The organism is Enterococcus sp. LJL51 (assembly GCF_049894025.1).
GTDB lineage: Bacteria > Bacillota > Bacilli > Lactobacillales > Enterococcaceae > Enterococcus_L.
Map to the genome: position 1 here is coordinate 44,699 of NZ_JBNEQE010000009.1, position 13,777 is coordinate 58,475.

General features: G+C 33.8%; 12 protein-coding genes and 1 pseudogene. 12 read left to right on the forward strand and 1 reads right to left on the reverse strand.

Annotated features, from left to right (window positions below; translation table 11 throughout):
- Positions 1 to 43: 43 nt before the first annotated feature.
- The 12 genes and pseudogenes from sufB (at position 44) to ACPWSO_RS09925 (ending at position 12,525) form a co-directional block, all read left to right on the forward strand.
- Complete coding sequence (gene sufB / locus ACPWSO_RS09870; RefSeq protein ID WP_426082918.1) at positions 44 to 1,438, forward strand: Fe-S cluster assembly protein SufB; 1,395 nt, start codon at positions 44 to 46, stop codon at positions 1,436 to 1,438.
- A 242-nt stretch (positions 1,439 to 1,680) separates the two neighbouring features.
- Positions 1,681 to 4,296: a type I restriction-modification system subunit M gene (locus tag ACPWSO_RS09875; RefSeq protein ID WP_426082920.1), complete on the forward strand. Its 2,616-nt coding sequence runs from the start codon at positions 1,681 to 1,683 to the stop codon at positions 4,294 to 4,296.
- Entirely contained in the window at positions 4,290 to 5,438 is a 1,149-nt protein-coding gene (locus ACPWSO_RS09880; protein ID WP_426082921.1) for a restriction endonuclease subunit S, read from the forward strand. The genes ACPWSO_RS09875 and ACPWSO_RS09880 overlap by 7 nt, the downstream gene beginning before the upstream one ends.
- Positions 5,439 to 5,460: 22 nt before the next feature.
- Positions 5,461 to 8,577, forward strand: a complete 3,117-nt coding sequence (locus ACPWSO_RS09885) for a type I restriction endonuclease subunit R (RefSeq protein ID WP_426082923.1) — start codon at positions 5,461 to 5,463, stop codon at positions 8,575 to 8,577.
- The gene (locus tag ACPWSO_RS09890; protein ID WP_426082925.1) at positions 8,577 to 9,299 is read left to right on the forward strand and encodes a M48 family metallopeptidase; all 723 of its coding nucleotides are present in this window, start codon (positions 8,577 to 8,579) and stop codon (positions 9,297 to 9,299) included. Before ACPWSO_RS09885 ends, ACPWSO_RS09890 begins: the two co-directional genes overlap by 1 nt.
- A gap of 237 nt (positions 9,300 to 9,536) precedes the next feature.
- Positions 9,537 to 9,689, forward strand: a pseudogene (locus tag ACPWSO_RS09895) (DNA/RNA helicase domain-containing protein); the annotation flags it as partial.
- Between the two features lie 231 nt (positions 9,690 to 9,920).
- Positions 9,921 to 10,205 carry a hypothetical protein gene (locus ACPWSO_RS09900; protein WP_426082927.1) on the forward strand — a complete coding sequence of 95 codons (285 nt, stop codon included), beginning with the start codon at positions 9,921 to 9,923 and terminating at the stop codon, positions 10,203 to 10,205.
- A gap of 9 nt (positions 10,206 to 10,214) precedes the next feature.
- Positions 10,215 to 10,577, forward strand: a complete 363-nt coding sequence (locus ACPWSO_RS09905) for a hypothetical protein (protein WP_426082929.1) — start codon at positions 10,215 to 10,217, stop codon at positions 10,575 to 10,577.
- Complete coding sequence (locus ACPWSO_RS09910; RefSeq protein WP_426082931.1) at positions 10,561 to 11,424, forward strand: T7SS effector LXG polymorphic toxin; 864 nt, start codon at positions 10,561 to 10,563, stop codon at positions 11,422 to 11,424. Before ACPWSO_RS09905 ends, ACPWSO_RS09910 begins: the two co-directional genes overlap by 17 nt.
- 102 nt (positions 11,425 to 11,526) lie before the next feature.
- A complete protein-coding gene (locus ACPWSO_RS09915) occupies positions 11,527 to 11,835 on the forward strand; it encodes a hypothetical protein (RefSeq protein ID WP_426082932.1) in 309 nt (102 codons plus the stop codon).
- 22 nt (positions 11,836 to 11,857) lie between these two features.
- The gene (locus ACPWSO_RS09920; protein ID WP_426082933.1) at positions 11,858 to 12,202 is read left to right on the forward strand and encodes a DUF3969 family protein; all 345 of its coding nucleotides are present in this window, start codon (positions 11,858 to 11,860) and stop codon (positions 12,200 to 12,202) included.
- Between the two features lie 230 nt (positions 12,203 to 12,432).
- Positions 12,433 to 12,525, forward strand: a complete 93-nt coding sequence (locus ACPWSO_RS09925) for an IS3 family transposase (RefSeq protein ID WP_426083017.1) — start codon at positions 12,433 to 12,435, stop codon at positions 12,523 to 12,525.
- 56 nt (positions 12,526 to 12,581) lie between these two features.
- Here the strand turns inward: ACPWSO_RS09925 and ACPWSO_RS09930 are convergent, their stop codons facing one another.
- The gene (locus ACPWSO_RS09930) at positions 12,582 to 13,766 is read right to left on the reverse strand and encodes an ImmA/IrrE family metallo-endopeptidase (RefSeq protein WP_426082935.1); all 1,185 of its coding nucleotides are present in this window, start codon (positions 13,764 to 13,766) and stop codon (positions 12,582 to 12,584) included.
- Positions 13,767 to 13,777 lie beyond the last annotated feature (11 nt).

Consider the following 13,777-nt stretch of genomic DNA (forward strand, 5'->3'; position numbering starts at 1 on the left):
AATAGAAGCTTCATAATCCAGAGAATAAAGGGAGCGTGAAACAATGAGCGGCGTACCAGAATTAGAAGATTATAAATTTGGGTTTCACGATGATGTGAAGCCAGTCTTTAGTACAGGAGACGGACTAACAGAGGATGTTGTCCGGGAAATGTCACGAGTAAAGGAAGAGCCGGAATGGATGCTGGATTTCCGTCTGAAATCATTGGCGCAGTTTAATAAAATGCCGATGCAGACCTGGGGAGCCGACTTATCGGACATCGACTTTTCCCAAATTAAATATTACCAGAAACCAAGTGATCGTCCTGCCAGAGATTGGGACGATGTGCCTGATAAAATCAAAGAAACCTTTGAAAAAATCGGGATTCCAGAAGCAGAACGTGCATACTTGGCAGGAGCTTCTGCTCAATACGAATCAGAAGTGGTTTACCACAATATGAAGGAAGAATTCGAAAAGCTGGGGATCATCTTTACTGATACTGACTCAGCCTTAAAGGAATATCCAGAGCTGTTCAAGGAATATTTTGCGAAGCTGGTTCCGCCAACTGACAACAAGCTGGCAGCATTAAACTCAGCTGTCTGGTCTGGTGGTACCTTCATCTATGTACCGAAAGGCGTACGCGTAGATGTGCCGCTGCAAACCTACTTCCGGATTAACGCAGAAAACACGGGTCAGTTTGAACGGACACTAATTATTGTGGACGAAGGCGCCAGCGTGCATTATGTAGAAGGCTGTACCGCACCAACCTATTCAAGTAATAGTCTACATGCGGCTATCGTGGAAATCTATACAAGAAAAGATGCATACTGCCGCTATACAACCATTCAAAACTGGTCAGACAACGTATATAACTTAGTAACGAAACGCGCCAAAGCCTACGAAGGAGCGACCGTTGAATGGATTGACGGCAACCTCGGCGCCAAAACAACAATGAAATACCCAAGTGTTCATTTAGACGGCAAAGGCGCTCGTGGAACGATGCTTTCCATCGCCTTCGCCGGTGAAAACCAAATTCAGGACACAGGTGCAAAAATGATCCACAACGCACCAAACACATCAAGCTCCATCGTATCCAAATCTATTGCCAAAGACGGCGGCGAAGTCAACTACCGCGGACAAGTAACCTTCGGCAAAGATAGTGCTGGATCAATCTCCCATATTGAATGTGATACCATCATCATGGATGATAAATCCAAATCAGATACTATCCCATTCAATGAGATTCATAACAGCCAAGTAGCGCTGGAACATGAAGCCAAGGTATCAAAAATTTCGGAAGAACAGCTTTACTACCTAATGAGCCGCGGCTTGAGTGAAGTTGAAGCGACTGAGATGATTGTCATGGGCTTTGTGGAACCATTTACGAAGGAACTGCCGATGGAATATGCGGTGGAATTGAATCGATTGATTAGTTATGAGATGGAAGGTTCGGTTGGATAATATAATTAAAGATAGGAAGAATGCTGTTATTCTAGTGTTCTTTCTATTTTTTTATAGGAATAATATTATAAGATTAATTAAATAACAAATTTTATTTGTTGATCTGACACATCAATTTTGAATTCGATAGACGAACCTATAAAAATACGCAGAAAAATACTATATGAATTTTTCTTATAGACTTTTTTATGTATAATGATTAATAATAGGAAATATATTTTTAGGATGAGGAGAAGTATAAATTGGCAATTAAAAAAAGTGAAATATATAACCAATTATGGGCTGCGGCAGATAAATTAAGAGGTGGGGTTGAACCTGCTCGCTATAAAAACTATATTTTAACGATGTTATTTGTAAAATATGTTTCTGATAAGTATAAAACTTCTGATGATTGGGAGATTGAAATTCCAGCAGATTCGAGTTTTGACGATATTGTAAAGCACAAGTTTCAAAAAGATATTGGCGAAAAAATCAATACTAGTATTGGTGCAATTGCAGATAAAAACAATCTAAAGGGAATTATTGATATTGCTGATTTTGATAGTGATGAACTTGGAGAAGGAAAAACCCATATTGATAAAGTCTCTGATTTAGTGGCTATTTTTCAAAAACCAGAGCTAGATTTTACCAAAAATCGTGCTGGTGGAGATGATATTTTAGGTGATGCTTATGAATACCTGATGCGTAAGTTTGCTCAAGATTCTGGTAAGAGTAAGGGACAATTTTACACACCAGGTGAGGTATCACGCGTAATGGCAAGAGTTATAGGCTTGGACAAAGCGACTAGCTCAAGTATGACAGTTTACGATCCTGCATGTGGATCTGGTTCACTTCTAATAAGAGCTGCTGATGTAGCTCCAGTTGAAATTACTATTTATGGTCAAGAGTATGATCCGTCTACTGCTGGATTGGCACGCATGAACTTAGTTCTTCATAATAAAGGAGCAGGTGAAATTCAGAGAGGCAATACATTAGCTGATCCTAAATGGAAAGAAAATAATCAGTTAAAAAGGTTTGATTATATTGTTGTAAACCCACCATTTTCTGATAAATCGTGGACGGACGGAACTTTGCCAGATCAATATGGTCGTTATAGTGAAGTTGGTTACGGTGTTCCACCAGAAAAAAATGGTGATTACGCTTGGTTTTTACATGTATTAAAATCTTTGAAATCAAAAGGAAAAGCAGCAATCATTTTACCACATGGAGTACTTTTCCGTGGAAATACAGAAGGGGAAATACGTAAAAGAATTATTGACCATGGCTATATAAAAGGTATCATTGGACTTCCTGCAAATATCTTTTTTGGAACAGGAATACCTGCATGTATTATCATTGTAGACAAAGAGGATGCTGTAGAACGTGAAGGTATTTTTATGATTGATGCTAGTCAAGATTTTGTTAAAGAAGGGAATAAAAACAGACTTCGAGAACAAGATATCGAAAAAATAGTTCGAACTTTTAACACGATGGATCAATCAGACAAAAGATATGCTCGCTTTGTTTTAAATGAAGAGATTAAAGAGGATAATGAGTATAATTTGAATATTCCTCGTTATATAGATAATAGTAATAACGAAGACCTCCAGGACATTGAGGCTCATTTAAAAGGTGGTATTCCTGAAAATGATGTAGACTCATTGAATAATTATTGGGAAGAATATCCAAGCTTGCGACAAGATTTATTTAATCCGCTTCGATCAGGTTACTTACAAGCAAAAATCGAGAAAGAACAGGTTGTAGACGTTATAAATTCTAATGCTGAATTTCTCGAGCATTCTAAACGAATTAAAGATTCTTTTTTGACGTGGAAGTATGAGATTCTTCCTATACTGATGAATTTAACAGTTGAAGATAAGCCAAAAAATGTCATTGAATTCATTAGCCATAAAATCTTACGTTTATTTGAAGAAGATTCTTTAATTAAGGAATACGATGTTTATCAGATAGTGATGGAATACTGGGAAGAAATAATGGAAGATGATATTTATGCCGTTATTTCTGATGGATATGAAGCAGGAAATCAGGTAGTGAATATTACAAGAATAAAAAAAGTAAATGGTGAAGAGGAAGAAGAAGTTATTGGATGGGAAGGATTGATACTTCCAAAAGAACAAATAATGAATACCTATTTTGAAGATAAGTTAAGTGAAATCCAAGATTTAAAACAAGTTTTGGAAAAAAATGAAGCTGAGATTGAAGAATTGCTGGAAAATCATAATAACGAAGACTCTAGTTTATTTGAATTTATTCAAGATGGGAAATTTAACAAAAAAATGATTTCTATCCGTATAAATGAAATCAAATCTGACTATACAAATGCTGAAATTGATGTTTTAAATATCTTGTGGAATCATTTAGATCAAAAAATGAAGAAAAAAGAATATTTGGAATTCTTAGAGAACAATCCACTAGCTAAATCTGCTTTAACTGGGAAAGGAACAGTAACAAAGACTAGTGTTACAGCTCGAATAAAAGAGATAAGAGAATCTGCAGATATAGATGGTCTTTTTAAAGAAGAATTTGAGTTATTAACGGATGTTCAGACTTTGCTTGATACAAAAGAGCAAGTAGCAAAAAAGATCAAAGAAAAAGAATTTGTATTGGATGTTGAAACAAAGAAAAAATATTCTGAGTTGAGTATTGAGGAAATAAAAAAATTATTGGAAGAAAAATGGTTTACTGCTATTTATGAAGCTCTAGATAATATACACTCAGCTGTAAGTTATCAATTATCGGTTCGAGTAAAAGAATTAGTAGAGCGATATGAATCCAAGCTGTCAGAATTAGCACATGAAGTAGATATTTATGAAGAAAAAGTAAAACGTCATCTTGAAAGGATGGGGTTTGAATGGTAAAACCAAATGACTGGAAACTAGTAAGTTTAGAAGAAATAGTAGAATTTAAAGATAACTTAAGAAGACCAATAAAAAAGTCAAGTAGAAATAGTGGCATATATCCTTATTATGGAGCTACAGGAATAATTGGGTATATTGATAATTATATTTTTGAAGGAGAATTTATTCTTTTAGGAGAAGATGGGGCTAATATTGTTACACGTAGCTATCCATTAGTGTATAAAACCAAAGGAAGATTTTGGTTAAATAATCATGCTCATATAATGTCTCCAAATAAAGAGGTAGACATTGATTTTTTGGTTCAACTCTTGGAAAATAAAGACTATTCAGAACTAAATAGTGGGTCTGCTCAACCTAAACTAAATTTGAAAAATGTCAAATCTATTGAGATATTGCTCCCATCAATAGAAGAACAGAAAAAAATTGCGATAATTCTTTATGATATAGATCAATTAATTAGCTTTCTATCTGTTTTAATTGAAAAAAAACGACTTATAAAAAAAGGGGTCTCCAACAAATTATTAACTGGAAAAAAACGAGTAAGAGGCTATCGTGAAGATTGGATGGAAAAGACTTTAAAAGATGTTTGTGAGGTTAAGGACGGAACACATCAGACTCCTAAGTATGTTAAACAAGGTATTCCTTTTTATAGTGTAGAGAATATTAGTAATGATGATTTTTTTCATACTAAAAATATTTCACTAGCAGAACACAAAATTCTAACAGAGAAGTATAAAATTGAAAAAGGCGACATACTTATGACTAGAATTGGTTCAATAGGTGTTTGTAAATATGTTGATTGGGAAGTAAATGCAAGTTTTTATGTTAGTTTAGCTCTAATAAAATGTAATGAACTCATAGATGCCCAATTTTTAACGCAACTTTCATTTTCAGAAGACTTTCAAAAAGAGGTTGAACAGCATTCACTTCAACATGCTGTCCCTAAAAAAATAAACTTATCAGGAATTCCACTAATTAAGATAAAAATTCCGCAATCTATTCAAGAACAAAAAGCTATAGCTACAATATTATTTGATATGGACGAAGAGATTTTTAAATTAGAAGAAAAACTTGAAAAATACAAAAAAATTAAACAGGGTATGATGGAACAATTGTTAACTGGAAAAATTCGATTAGCTTAAACTTAATCAGGAGGTGGACTAGTTGGTAGATTTAGCAAAAAAGGAGAGAGAAACACAATCTAGAGTATCTAAGTTATTTCAAAATGTTTTAGGTTATAAAAATCTTGGTAATTTAAAAGATCAAGAAAACTCAAATGTAGATGAGATGCTCTTAAGGAGATATTTGCTAGAGCAAAATTATTCTATTGATGCAATACGTTTGGCAGTGAGTTCTATCAAGGATATAACTAGCAATCAAGCAATGGATCTGTTTCAGTTAAATTCATCTGTCTATTCTTTTCTAAGATATGGTGTTTTAGTGAAAGAACCAGGGAAAGAAAAGCAGACTCGTGTATCGTTGATTAATTGGGATAAACCATTGAAAAATCATTTTTATATTGCAGAGGAAGTTTCTGTTTTAAAAGACTATGCTGATTCAAGCAATAAAGAAATACACAAACGTCCGGATATCGTTTTATACATTAACGGAATTGCTATAGCTGTTTTGGAATTAAAAAGAAGTACACGATCAATTAATGAGGGGATTCGGCAAAATATAACAAATCAACGAAAAGATATGATTCAACGATTCTTTGGAACAAATGGATTACTAATGGCGGGTAATGATACTGAAGGGCTGCGCTATGGTGTAATTCAAACACCTGAGAAATATTATTTAAGTTGGAAAGAGGATGCTGAATTAAAAGATTCTTTATCTTTAGAAGTTAAAAGTTTACGAGAGAGCCAAAGCTATGGGTTAGACAAAAGTTTGATTTCAATATGCCATAAAGAACGATTGGTTGAGTTGTTATACAATTTTATTATTTTTGATAAAGGTGCAAAAAAGATTTGTCGGCCTCACCAGTTTTTCGGTAGTTTGTCAGCACGAAATTTTGTTTCAAATCGCAAAGGCGGCATCATTTGGCATACACAAGGTTCTGGGAAAAGTTTAACAATGGTATGGTTAAGTAAATGGATCAAGGAAAATATTTCTGAGAGTCGTATTTTAATTGTCACTGATCGAGACGAATTAGATAGTCAGATTGAAGGGGTTTTTGCTGGAGTTGATGAAAAAATAGTAAGAGTTCGCTCTGGTAGAGAATTAATTCAAAAAATCAACGAACCCTCTCCTGTAATGATGTGCTCTTTAATCCACAAATTTGGGAAAAAAGGAGGAGAGGATAAAAATTATACAAACTTTATTGATGAAATAAAGTCTTCCTTACCTTATGGCTTTAAGCCAAAAGGAAACTTCTTTATATTTGTAGATGAAGCTCACCGAACACAGTCAGGTAAACTCCACGAAGCCATGAAAACCATTATACCTGACGGAACACTTATCGGATTTACAGGTACTCCTTTAATGAAAAAGGATAAAAAGAAGTCAATAGAAGTTTTTGGACCATACATCCATAAATATAAATTTAATGAAGCAGTAGAAGATAAAGTTGTTTTGGATTTGAGGTATGAAGCTCGAGAAGTTGAGCAAAATGTAACGAACCAAAAGAAAATTGATCAATGGTTTGAAAGTAAAACGAAAGGATTAAATGATCGTTCGAAAGCTAGATTAAAATCTCGTTGGGGGACGTTTCAAAAGGTTTTTAGCTCAAAAGACCGGTTAACTAAGATTGTGGAAGATATTGTATTTGATATGCAAATACAACCAAGACTTGTTGATGGCAGGGGGAATGCTTTGCTTGTTGCAGATAGCATCTATCAAGCAACTAGATATTATGAGTTGTTTCAAAGTACCGACTTAAAAGGGAAATGTGCAATAATTACTTCCTATAATCCACAACCAAGTGATGTACGAACTGAATCGCGTGGCGAAGCAATTGAAACTGAAAAAATTGAAAAATATGAAACATATATTAAAATGTTAGCTGGTAAAAAGGTAGAGAAATTTGAGGAAGAAGTGAAAGAAAAATTTCTTGAGTATCCTGACCAAATGAAATTACTCATTGTTGTAGACAAATTATTGACCGGTTTTGATGCACCTCCAGCAACTTATTTGTATATTGATAAAAAGATGCAAGATCACAAGCTTTTTCAAGCCATTTGCCGAGTGAATCGTTTAGATGGAGAAGACAAAGAGTATGGCTATATTATTGATTACAAAGACTTATTCAAATCACTTGAGAAAGCAATGGATGATTACACTTCAGAAGCTTTTTCAGATTACGATGAAGAAGATGTATCAGGTCTTTTAAACAATCGTTTAGATAAGGCGAAAGATCAATTAGAAGAGTCATTAGAAGCTTTGCGAGCTCTATGTGAGCCTGTGGCAATGCCTCAAACAGATATTGAATTTATTCATTATTTTGTAGCTCAAGATACTGCTCAACCAGATATTGAAGAGTTGGAATCTAATTTACCTAAAAGAGAAAATCTATATGATTTTTCTGCTTCTGCTTTAAGATCATTTGCAGAAGTAAAAGGTGATTTAGAAAGTAAATATGGTTACTCAAACGCCGAAGTCACTAATTTGGAGAAAGAAGTGACTCGCTTCGTAAATGCACGTGATATTATTCGACAGGCAAGTGGTGATTATATTGATTTAAAGGCGTATGATCCAGATATGCGGCAATTGATTGATATGTTTTTAGATGCTAAAGAAAGTCGAACATTGATGGAGTTTGAAGAACCTTTAGTCGAATTATTATTGCGTGAAGATACGTCTAAAATTGATCCAATTATCGATCCAATAGATGAAAGTAAACGAGATACTGCTGCGGAAACTATTGAGAATAATGTAAAGAGGGAACTAATAGCTAAAAGAAGTTCAAATCCTAGATATTATGAGAAAATGTCTCAACTGCTAACTGATTTAATTGAAAAGCGAAAGCAGTCGGTTATTGAATATGAAGAATATTTGGCGCAGTTCAAAAAATATGTTCATAAAGCATTTCACCCTGAAGATAGTAAGGATTATCCTGAATCAATTCGAGTAAGTGCGGCAAAGCGTGCTTTTTATGATTTGCTAGATGATGAAGTACTAGCAAATTCTGTTCATAATGCTATTAATTCAGTTCGTCAAGATGGATGGCGAGGTAACAAGATTAAGGAAAGAAAAATTCGTAGAGCGATTGAAGATCTTATAGAAGATCAAGAATTAGTTGATGAGTTGTTTAAACTTACAAAAGAGCAAGGTGAGTATTAATGTATAGTATAACCATTAGTGGAATCGAGATTAAGATTGTAAAAAAAAGAATAAAAAATATGTATATCCGAGTATTTCCGCCTAATGGGATTGTTCAGGTTAGTGCGCCTGTTGACTATGATGATGAAACCATCCGAATGTTTGCTCTTTCAAGAATTGGTTGGATTAAAAGACAAATTCAATCATTTGAAAACCAACCTCGTCAAACAAAACGCAAATATGTTTCAGGGGAAAATATTTATTTATGGGGAAAAAGATATCGTTTAGACGTTATATTTTCGAGTTCAAAAAATGACATGAAAATTGCTGGAGACCGAATTGTCTTGCAGGTGAGGCCTGAAAGTACGATTCAGCAGCGAGAGAATGTAGTAAATGAGTGGTATAGAAAATTACTAAAAGCAGAAATACCTGATATCATAGAGAAATATCAAAAAATTATAGGAGTAACCCCTTCAGAGTGGCATGTTAAGAATATGAGAACTAAGTGGGGGACTTGTAATACAGATAAGAAAAAAATCTGGATTAATTTACAACTTACAAAAAAAACTCGGGAATGTTTGGAATATGTAATAGTTCATGAGCTTGTACACCTGTTGGAAAAAAATCATACTGAAAAATTTACTCAGTATATGAATCAATTCTATCCTGAATGGCGTGTTGCTAAAGAAAAATTAAACTCTGAGGTTTTAGATTATATGGAACCAGTGGATAATGTGGATTAGATTATATTGATGAATATTCGGTTCAAACTAACACCCAAACTAGCACCAATCACGAAAAATTATCAGAATTTCATAGAATCGCCCTAAACTACAAACATTGATCTAACAGCATTTAGAAGCTGTTGAAACTTGTAGAAAACACTATCCCTTTGCTGGAAGGGTCAGTAGGGTAAACTTATAGCAGAAGCTCCGAATGTTGATTTAACAGCATTCGGAGTTTTTTTACCTAAAAATCGTCGAACTCTGAAAAATGGTAAATCTGAATATGTAGCAGAAGATTTGTTAAGAAACGAGCTAAATGTGCTCTTAACTAGAGGAGTAAATGGTTTATATATTTACGCTGTAGATGATGAGCTGCGGAAAGCACTTCTAGAAGCACAAAAGAAATAAACAGAAAAATTATATGTTGGAAAAGGCTAGGATGCATAAGATTTATTCTTAGTCTTTTTTATTTTTTCTATATCTATTAATCTCTTTTTTTAAAATAACTAAAAATGTTATTTTCATAACTATAAGTTTGAAATAGTTAAATAAAAATCTTTATTTTAAGCAAATAAATGCTATAATAAGCCTTTAAATAATTAACTAATTGTTATGAGTAGGAAGTGAGGATTTAAGTATATGGATGAAACTGTTAGTACAGATGGAGGAGCGGTTCTAAAATTTAATAAGGATGTTTTAAATGCACTAAGCAACATAGAGTTTAAGCCGACAAATGGGATTCATACGTCTACTAGTCCAGCAACTGATGAGCTGAAAGAATTGATGTCTTCCTTTCAAGAAATACTCTATACGTATAGAAATTGCTTAGCCGTTGAAGTTAAAAATGTTCAGGCAGTACATATAACTATTGAAACGACGGATAAGCTGTTAAAAGATGGTATAGCTTCTTCTATACAAACATGAGGTGAGAAAATGGATGATAAAAGCTTAGTACATTTGTGTATGAAAGTAGAAGCTGCCGAGTATAATTTTTATTCTTTAAAAAGGAAAACTGATGATATTCCTTATGCTTATGAAGAAAGCCTCCGGGCAATTCAGCGTGAAAAGGATATTTGGGAAAGGGTGCTGTATTATGCCAAGGAAACTAATTCTGGGCGGCAGGTCTTTCAAAAACTAGAAGCCTTGGAGGAGAAACAAAGAGTATTTTCCAAAGCGTTTTCTGATGCTGAGGAAGAAATTCAGAAAGAGCTGACTCATAGAAAGCTGTTATTTGAAGATACCGAGCAGGAGTATGAAGCGTGCTTAAGGGAGATGACAAATGAAAATAATGTATGAGGAATTAAGCGCTGTAAGAATGAGTATTAGTTCTGAACGTCTAAATACAGTTAGCAGTTTTAGTTCTGTCTCAAGTGCGATAGATGGTTTAGATGGTAATCGAAATTTGTTGGGCTCTGCTTGGATTTCCACTGTGAACCACTTAAAAGCTTATCAGGAAATAGATCAAGCGCTGTTTACTATCTATTATGAAATGGAAGATAGCTTGGATAGTTATCTTATGGACTTTTTAGTGGATGTAGGTAAGACAGATGAGCTGCTGGATACGGATGATTTGGCAGAGCTATACAGAGAACTACAAACTGCCCAAAATGATTATTTCAATTTAATGAATGCGTTAGCAGAATCGATGAAGGGAGTTCCTGGCTTAGGTGATTTTTTCAAGGCGCAGAGTATGGAAACGATTAAAGATGAGATAGAGATTTTACAGAAATATCAAGGCTTTGAATCCAGTCATAGTTCACACTATTCTGAATTATCAAGCTTGATGAATGATGTAAATACTGGCTTGGCACAGCTAGGCAATCCAGTAAACTTTCTTAACCCTAAAGAAGGCTACGTAAGTATAGACTATAGCAGACAACAATGGTATAAGAATTTAAAGGGATTTAATGAAGAGAGAACGATTGACCGAGTAGAAGTGGTTCAAAAATTGGATGAAGCTGGAAAAATTAATTATGTCGTTTATAAAAATGGTATTATCGATAATGAATTAACAACGAAGATTAATGAAGAGAGCTTTGTAGACAAGTCACTAGATGTTATTGAAAAGTTTACAGATCTATTGGATGCAACATTAAAAATACTTGGCGGTGGAACCGCAGTCGTTGCGGGGATCATCGGATGATTTGGCGGAGCAGCAGTTGTTGCACTGTCAACCGGTGGTTTTGGTCTTGTTATTGATGGTATCATTGTAGTACAGGGAGCAACCCTTGCTGCTGTTGGAGCTATGTATTTTAATGAGGGCTTAGATAGTTTAGGCAATGAGTCCCAAGAAGTCAAAAACGTTTATGATGGATTTAAGAATGCACCCCAATACCCAGAAGGTTTTAAAGGGAGACAAAATGGAACTAAGATAGTAAAAATGAATGATAAACAACTGTTAGAGCAATTAAGAAAGGTCGAGTCGGGAGAGTGGAAAAAAGTATTCAAGGATGGATTTGATAAATTTGGAAACAGGATATCTATACATTATTTCCAAAGTAAGTCTGGAAAAGTATTTAATGTTAAAGTAAAGACTGGATGGAGCAATCCATAATTTCAGGAAAGAGGGCATATATATGGTTATTTCTTTATCTGCTAGTGAAAAAAGTGAGATGGAACGATTAATTTTAGTTACAGCATTGGGTTTGTTGGAATCACTGAAGAATAATGTACTGACAATCGATGAATGTCAAAATTATTTGTTTAGCCCATATACACAAAGTATATTAGAAGCAAAAAAGATAGATGAAGCAGTTGTTGCTACTATTGAAAAGTGTCTTTTTCTGGAAGATTACGAGGACTTGCTTCCAAATCAGCTAACGGGGTACATTGAGCAATTAAGAGAAGATATTTTAGAATTAATAGAGAATAGAAACACAGTTGCAAATATTTATGAAGTAAAAAAATGGCTGGATAAATAGCGACTGTGAAAAAAATTGAACTGACAATTCTACACAAAAACGAAATAGAACGCTTATTTTAGTATCATTAAATGGGATAATGGACGCACTATAGAAAAGTGTTTTAAATCTAAATAAGCGCCCCGAAGGGCTTAAACTAGGCTCAGTCTATTCTTGGATTGATGAAGGCGGTTCAAGAGATGACGTTATAGACAAAAGTTGAAAAGCAATTTAGAAGGAGGGGATAATATATTCATTATTACAATTATCATCGAATAAAAGAAGAATTGGCTGGCGTAAGTCCAGTTCAATACCAAGATCATGCCAGCCAAATAACTGAGTAATCTAGGAGCAAGCTTTAGGGCGTAGATTACTCCTGTCTCACCTGTGTAAGATAAAATCAGTTTTTAGTAGTAAACAAAGGAACAACATTTGAGGTGCTGAAATATTCCCTTGCAGATTCTTCAGAATATTTAGTTAAGAAATTTTTCTCTAATCCTAAAAGTGACTCTAAAAAAGAGCGATTAATATAATAATCATTTAGGACATCATTCAAAGAAAATAAATGGTTCTTGAAAATTAAATCTAGAAGAGAACGAATTTTTCCAGGTCTGACAACCGCAATATCTTCATCTAAAGGTTCATTTTTTTTGTAACTTTTTTTATTAAGAGTTGCATAGAAGTACCTATTTTCTTCAAAAGATAATAACCCCATTTTATAAGCTCTGTACTCTAAAGCACCAATTGAAACCATATATTTCATTTTTAAATCGATATATGCATCAGGATTGGATTTCTTTTGGATAGTGGTAAAGTCTTTTAAAAATTGTTCTTTTGGAAGTAGAAAGAAAGAGGCAAAATCATTGGCTTCCTTTTCAATTTTTTTATGTTCATCCTTGTTTAGACTATCCATATCAATTTTGTAATGGAGTAGTAAATGACCTAATTCGTGAGCTAAATCAAAATTTCTGCGCACAGCAGATTTCTTTTTGTTTCCAAGGATAATAAAAGGTTTTTCTTGATTTGTCCAAGTACTATAAGCATCTATACTAGGGCCCATATTTTTTTCTAAAATGTATATTCCTGAAAGTTCAAGTTTGTAAAGAAGCTCTGAGTTTGTCTCTACATCTAATTTTTTTCTAGCATTTTCAGCAATATTTTCTAGCTGTAAAAGTTTGTCTCCTGAGCCTTCTGATTTGTTATAAAGCTGAATAGACTCATCTCTTAATTGAGTAATAAAAGTATTTGGTAAGTTCAATTTACTTTCAAATTTATTTAAAAAATAACTAATAAAATCAATGAAAGAAGTTTCCATCTTTGTTTTTTTTCTTGCATCTCGATCTTCAGCACGATAAGCAATACTTTCAACTTTTGAAATGTTGGTTATAAATGGTTCTGAATAAAAAAATTGAGCTTTTACATTAAAAATCTTTTTTAACTTATTAGCAATTTCGAATTTAGGTACAGTATATTGATTTTCATACTGCCAGATTGCTTGTTCACTCACATTTAATTTATCAGCCAGTTCCTTTCTGGAGAGACCATTTAATTCTCTGACACTTTGTAATTTCTCTCCGAAAAACATTGTAATCACAT

Bases quoted from the DNA above. Each gene is read 5' to 3' on its own strand.
- ACPWSO_RS09900 (WP_426082927.1), top strand. From the start codon at position 9,921: ATGGATGAAACTGTTAGTACAGATGGAGGAGCGGTTCTAAAATTTAAT.
- ACPWSO_RS09920 (WP_426082933.1), top strand. From the start codon at position 11,858: ATGGTTATTTCTTTATCTGCTAGTGAAAAAAGTGAGATGGAACGATTA.
- ACPWSO_RS09905 (WP_426082929.1), top strand. From the start codon at position 10,215: ATGGATGATAAAAGCTTAGTACATTTGTGTATGAAAGTAGAAGCTGCC.
- ACPWSO_RS09910 (WP_426082931.1), top strand. From the start codon at position 10,561: ATGAAAATAATGTATGAGGAATTAAGCGCTGTAAGAATGAGTATTAGT.
- ACPWSO_RS09915 (WP_426082932.1), top strand. From the start codon at position 11,527: ATGTATTTTAATGAGGGCTTAGATAGTTTAGGCAATGAGTCCCAAGAA.
- ACPWSO_RS09930 (WP_426082935.1), bottom strand. From the start codon at position 13,766: ATGTTTTTCGGAGAGAAATTACAAAGTGTCAGAGAATTAAATGGTCTC.
- ACPWSO_RS09890 (WP_426082925.1), top strand. From the start codon at position 8,577: ATGTATAGTATAACCATTAGTGGAATCGAGATTAAGATTGTAAAAAAA.
- ACPWSO_RS09880 (WP_426082921.1), top strand. From the start codon at position 4,290: ATGGTAAAACCAAATGACTGGAAACTAGTAAGTTTAGAAGAAATAGTA.
- sufB (WP_426082918.1), top strand. From the start codon at position 44: ATGAGCGGCGTACCAGAATTAGAAGATTATAAATTTGGGTTTCACGAT.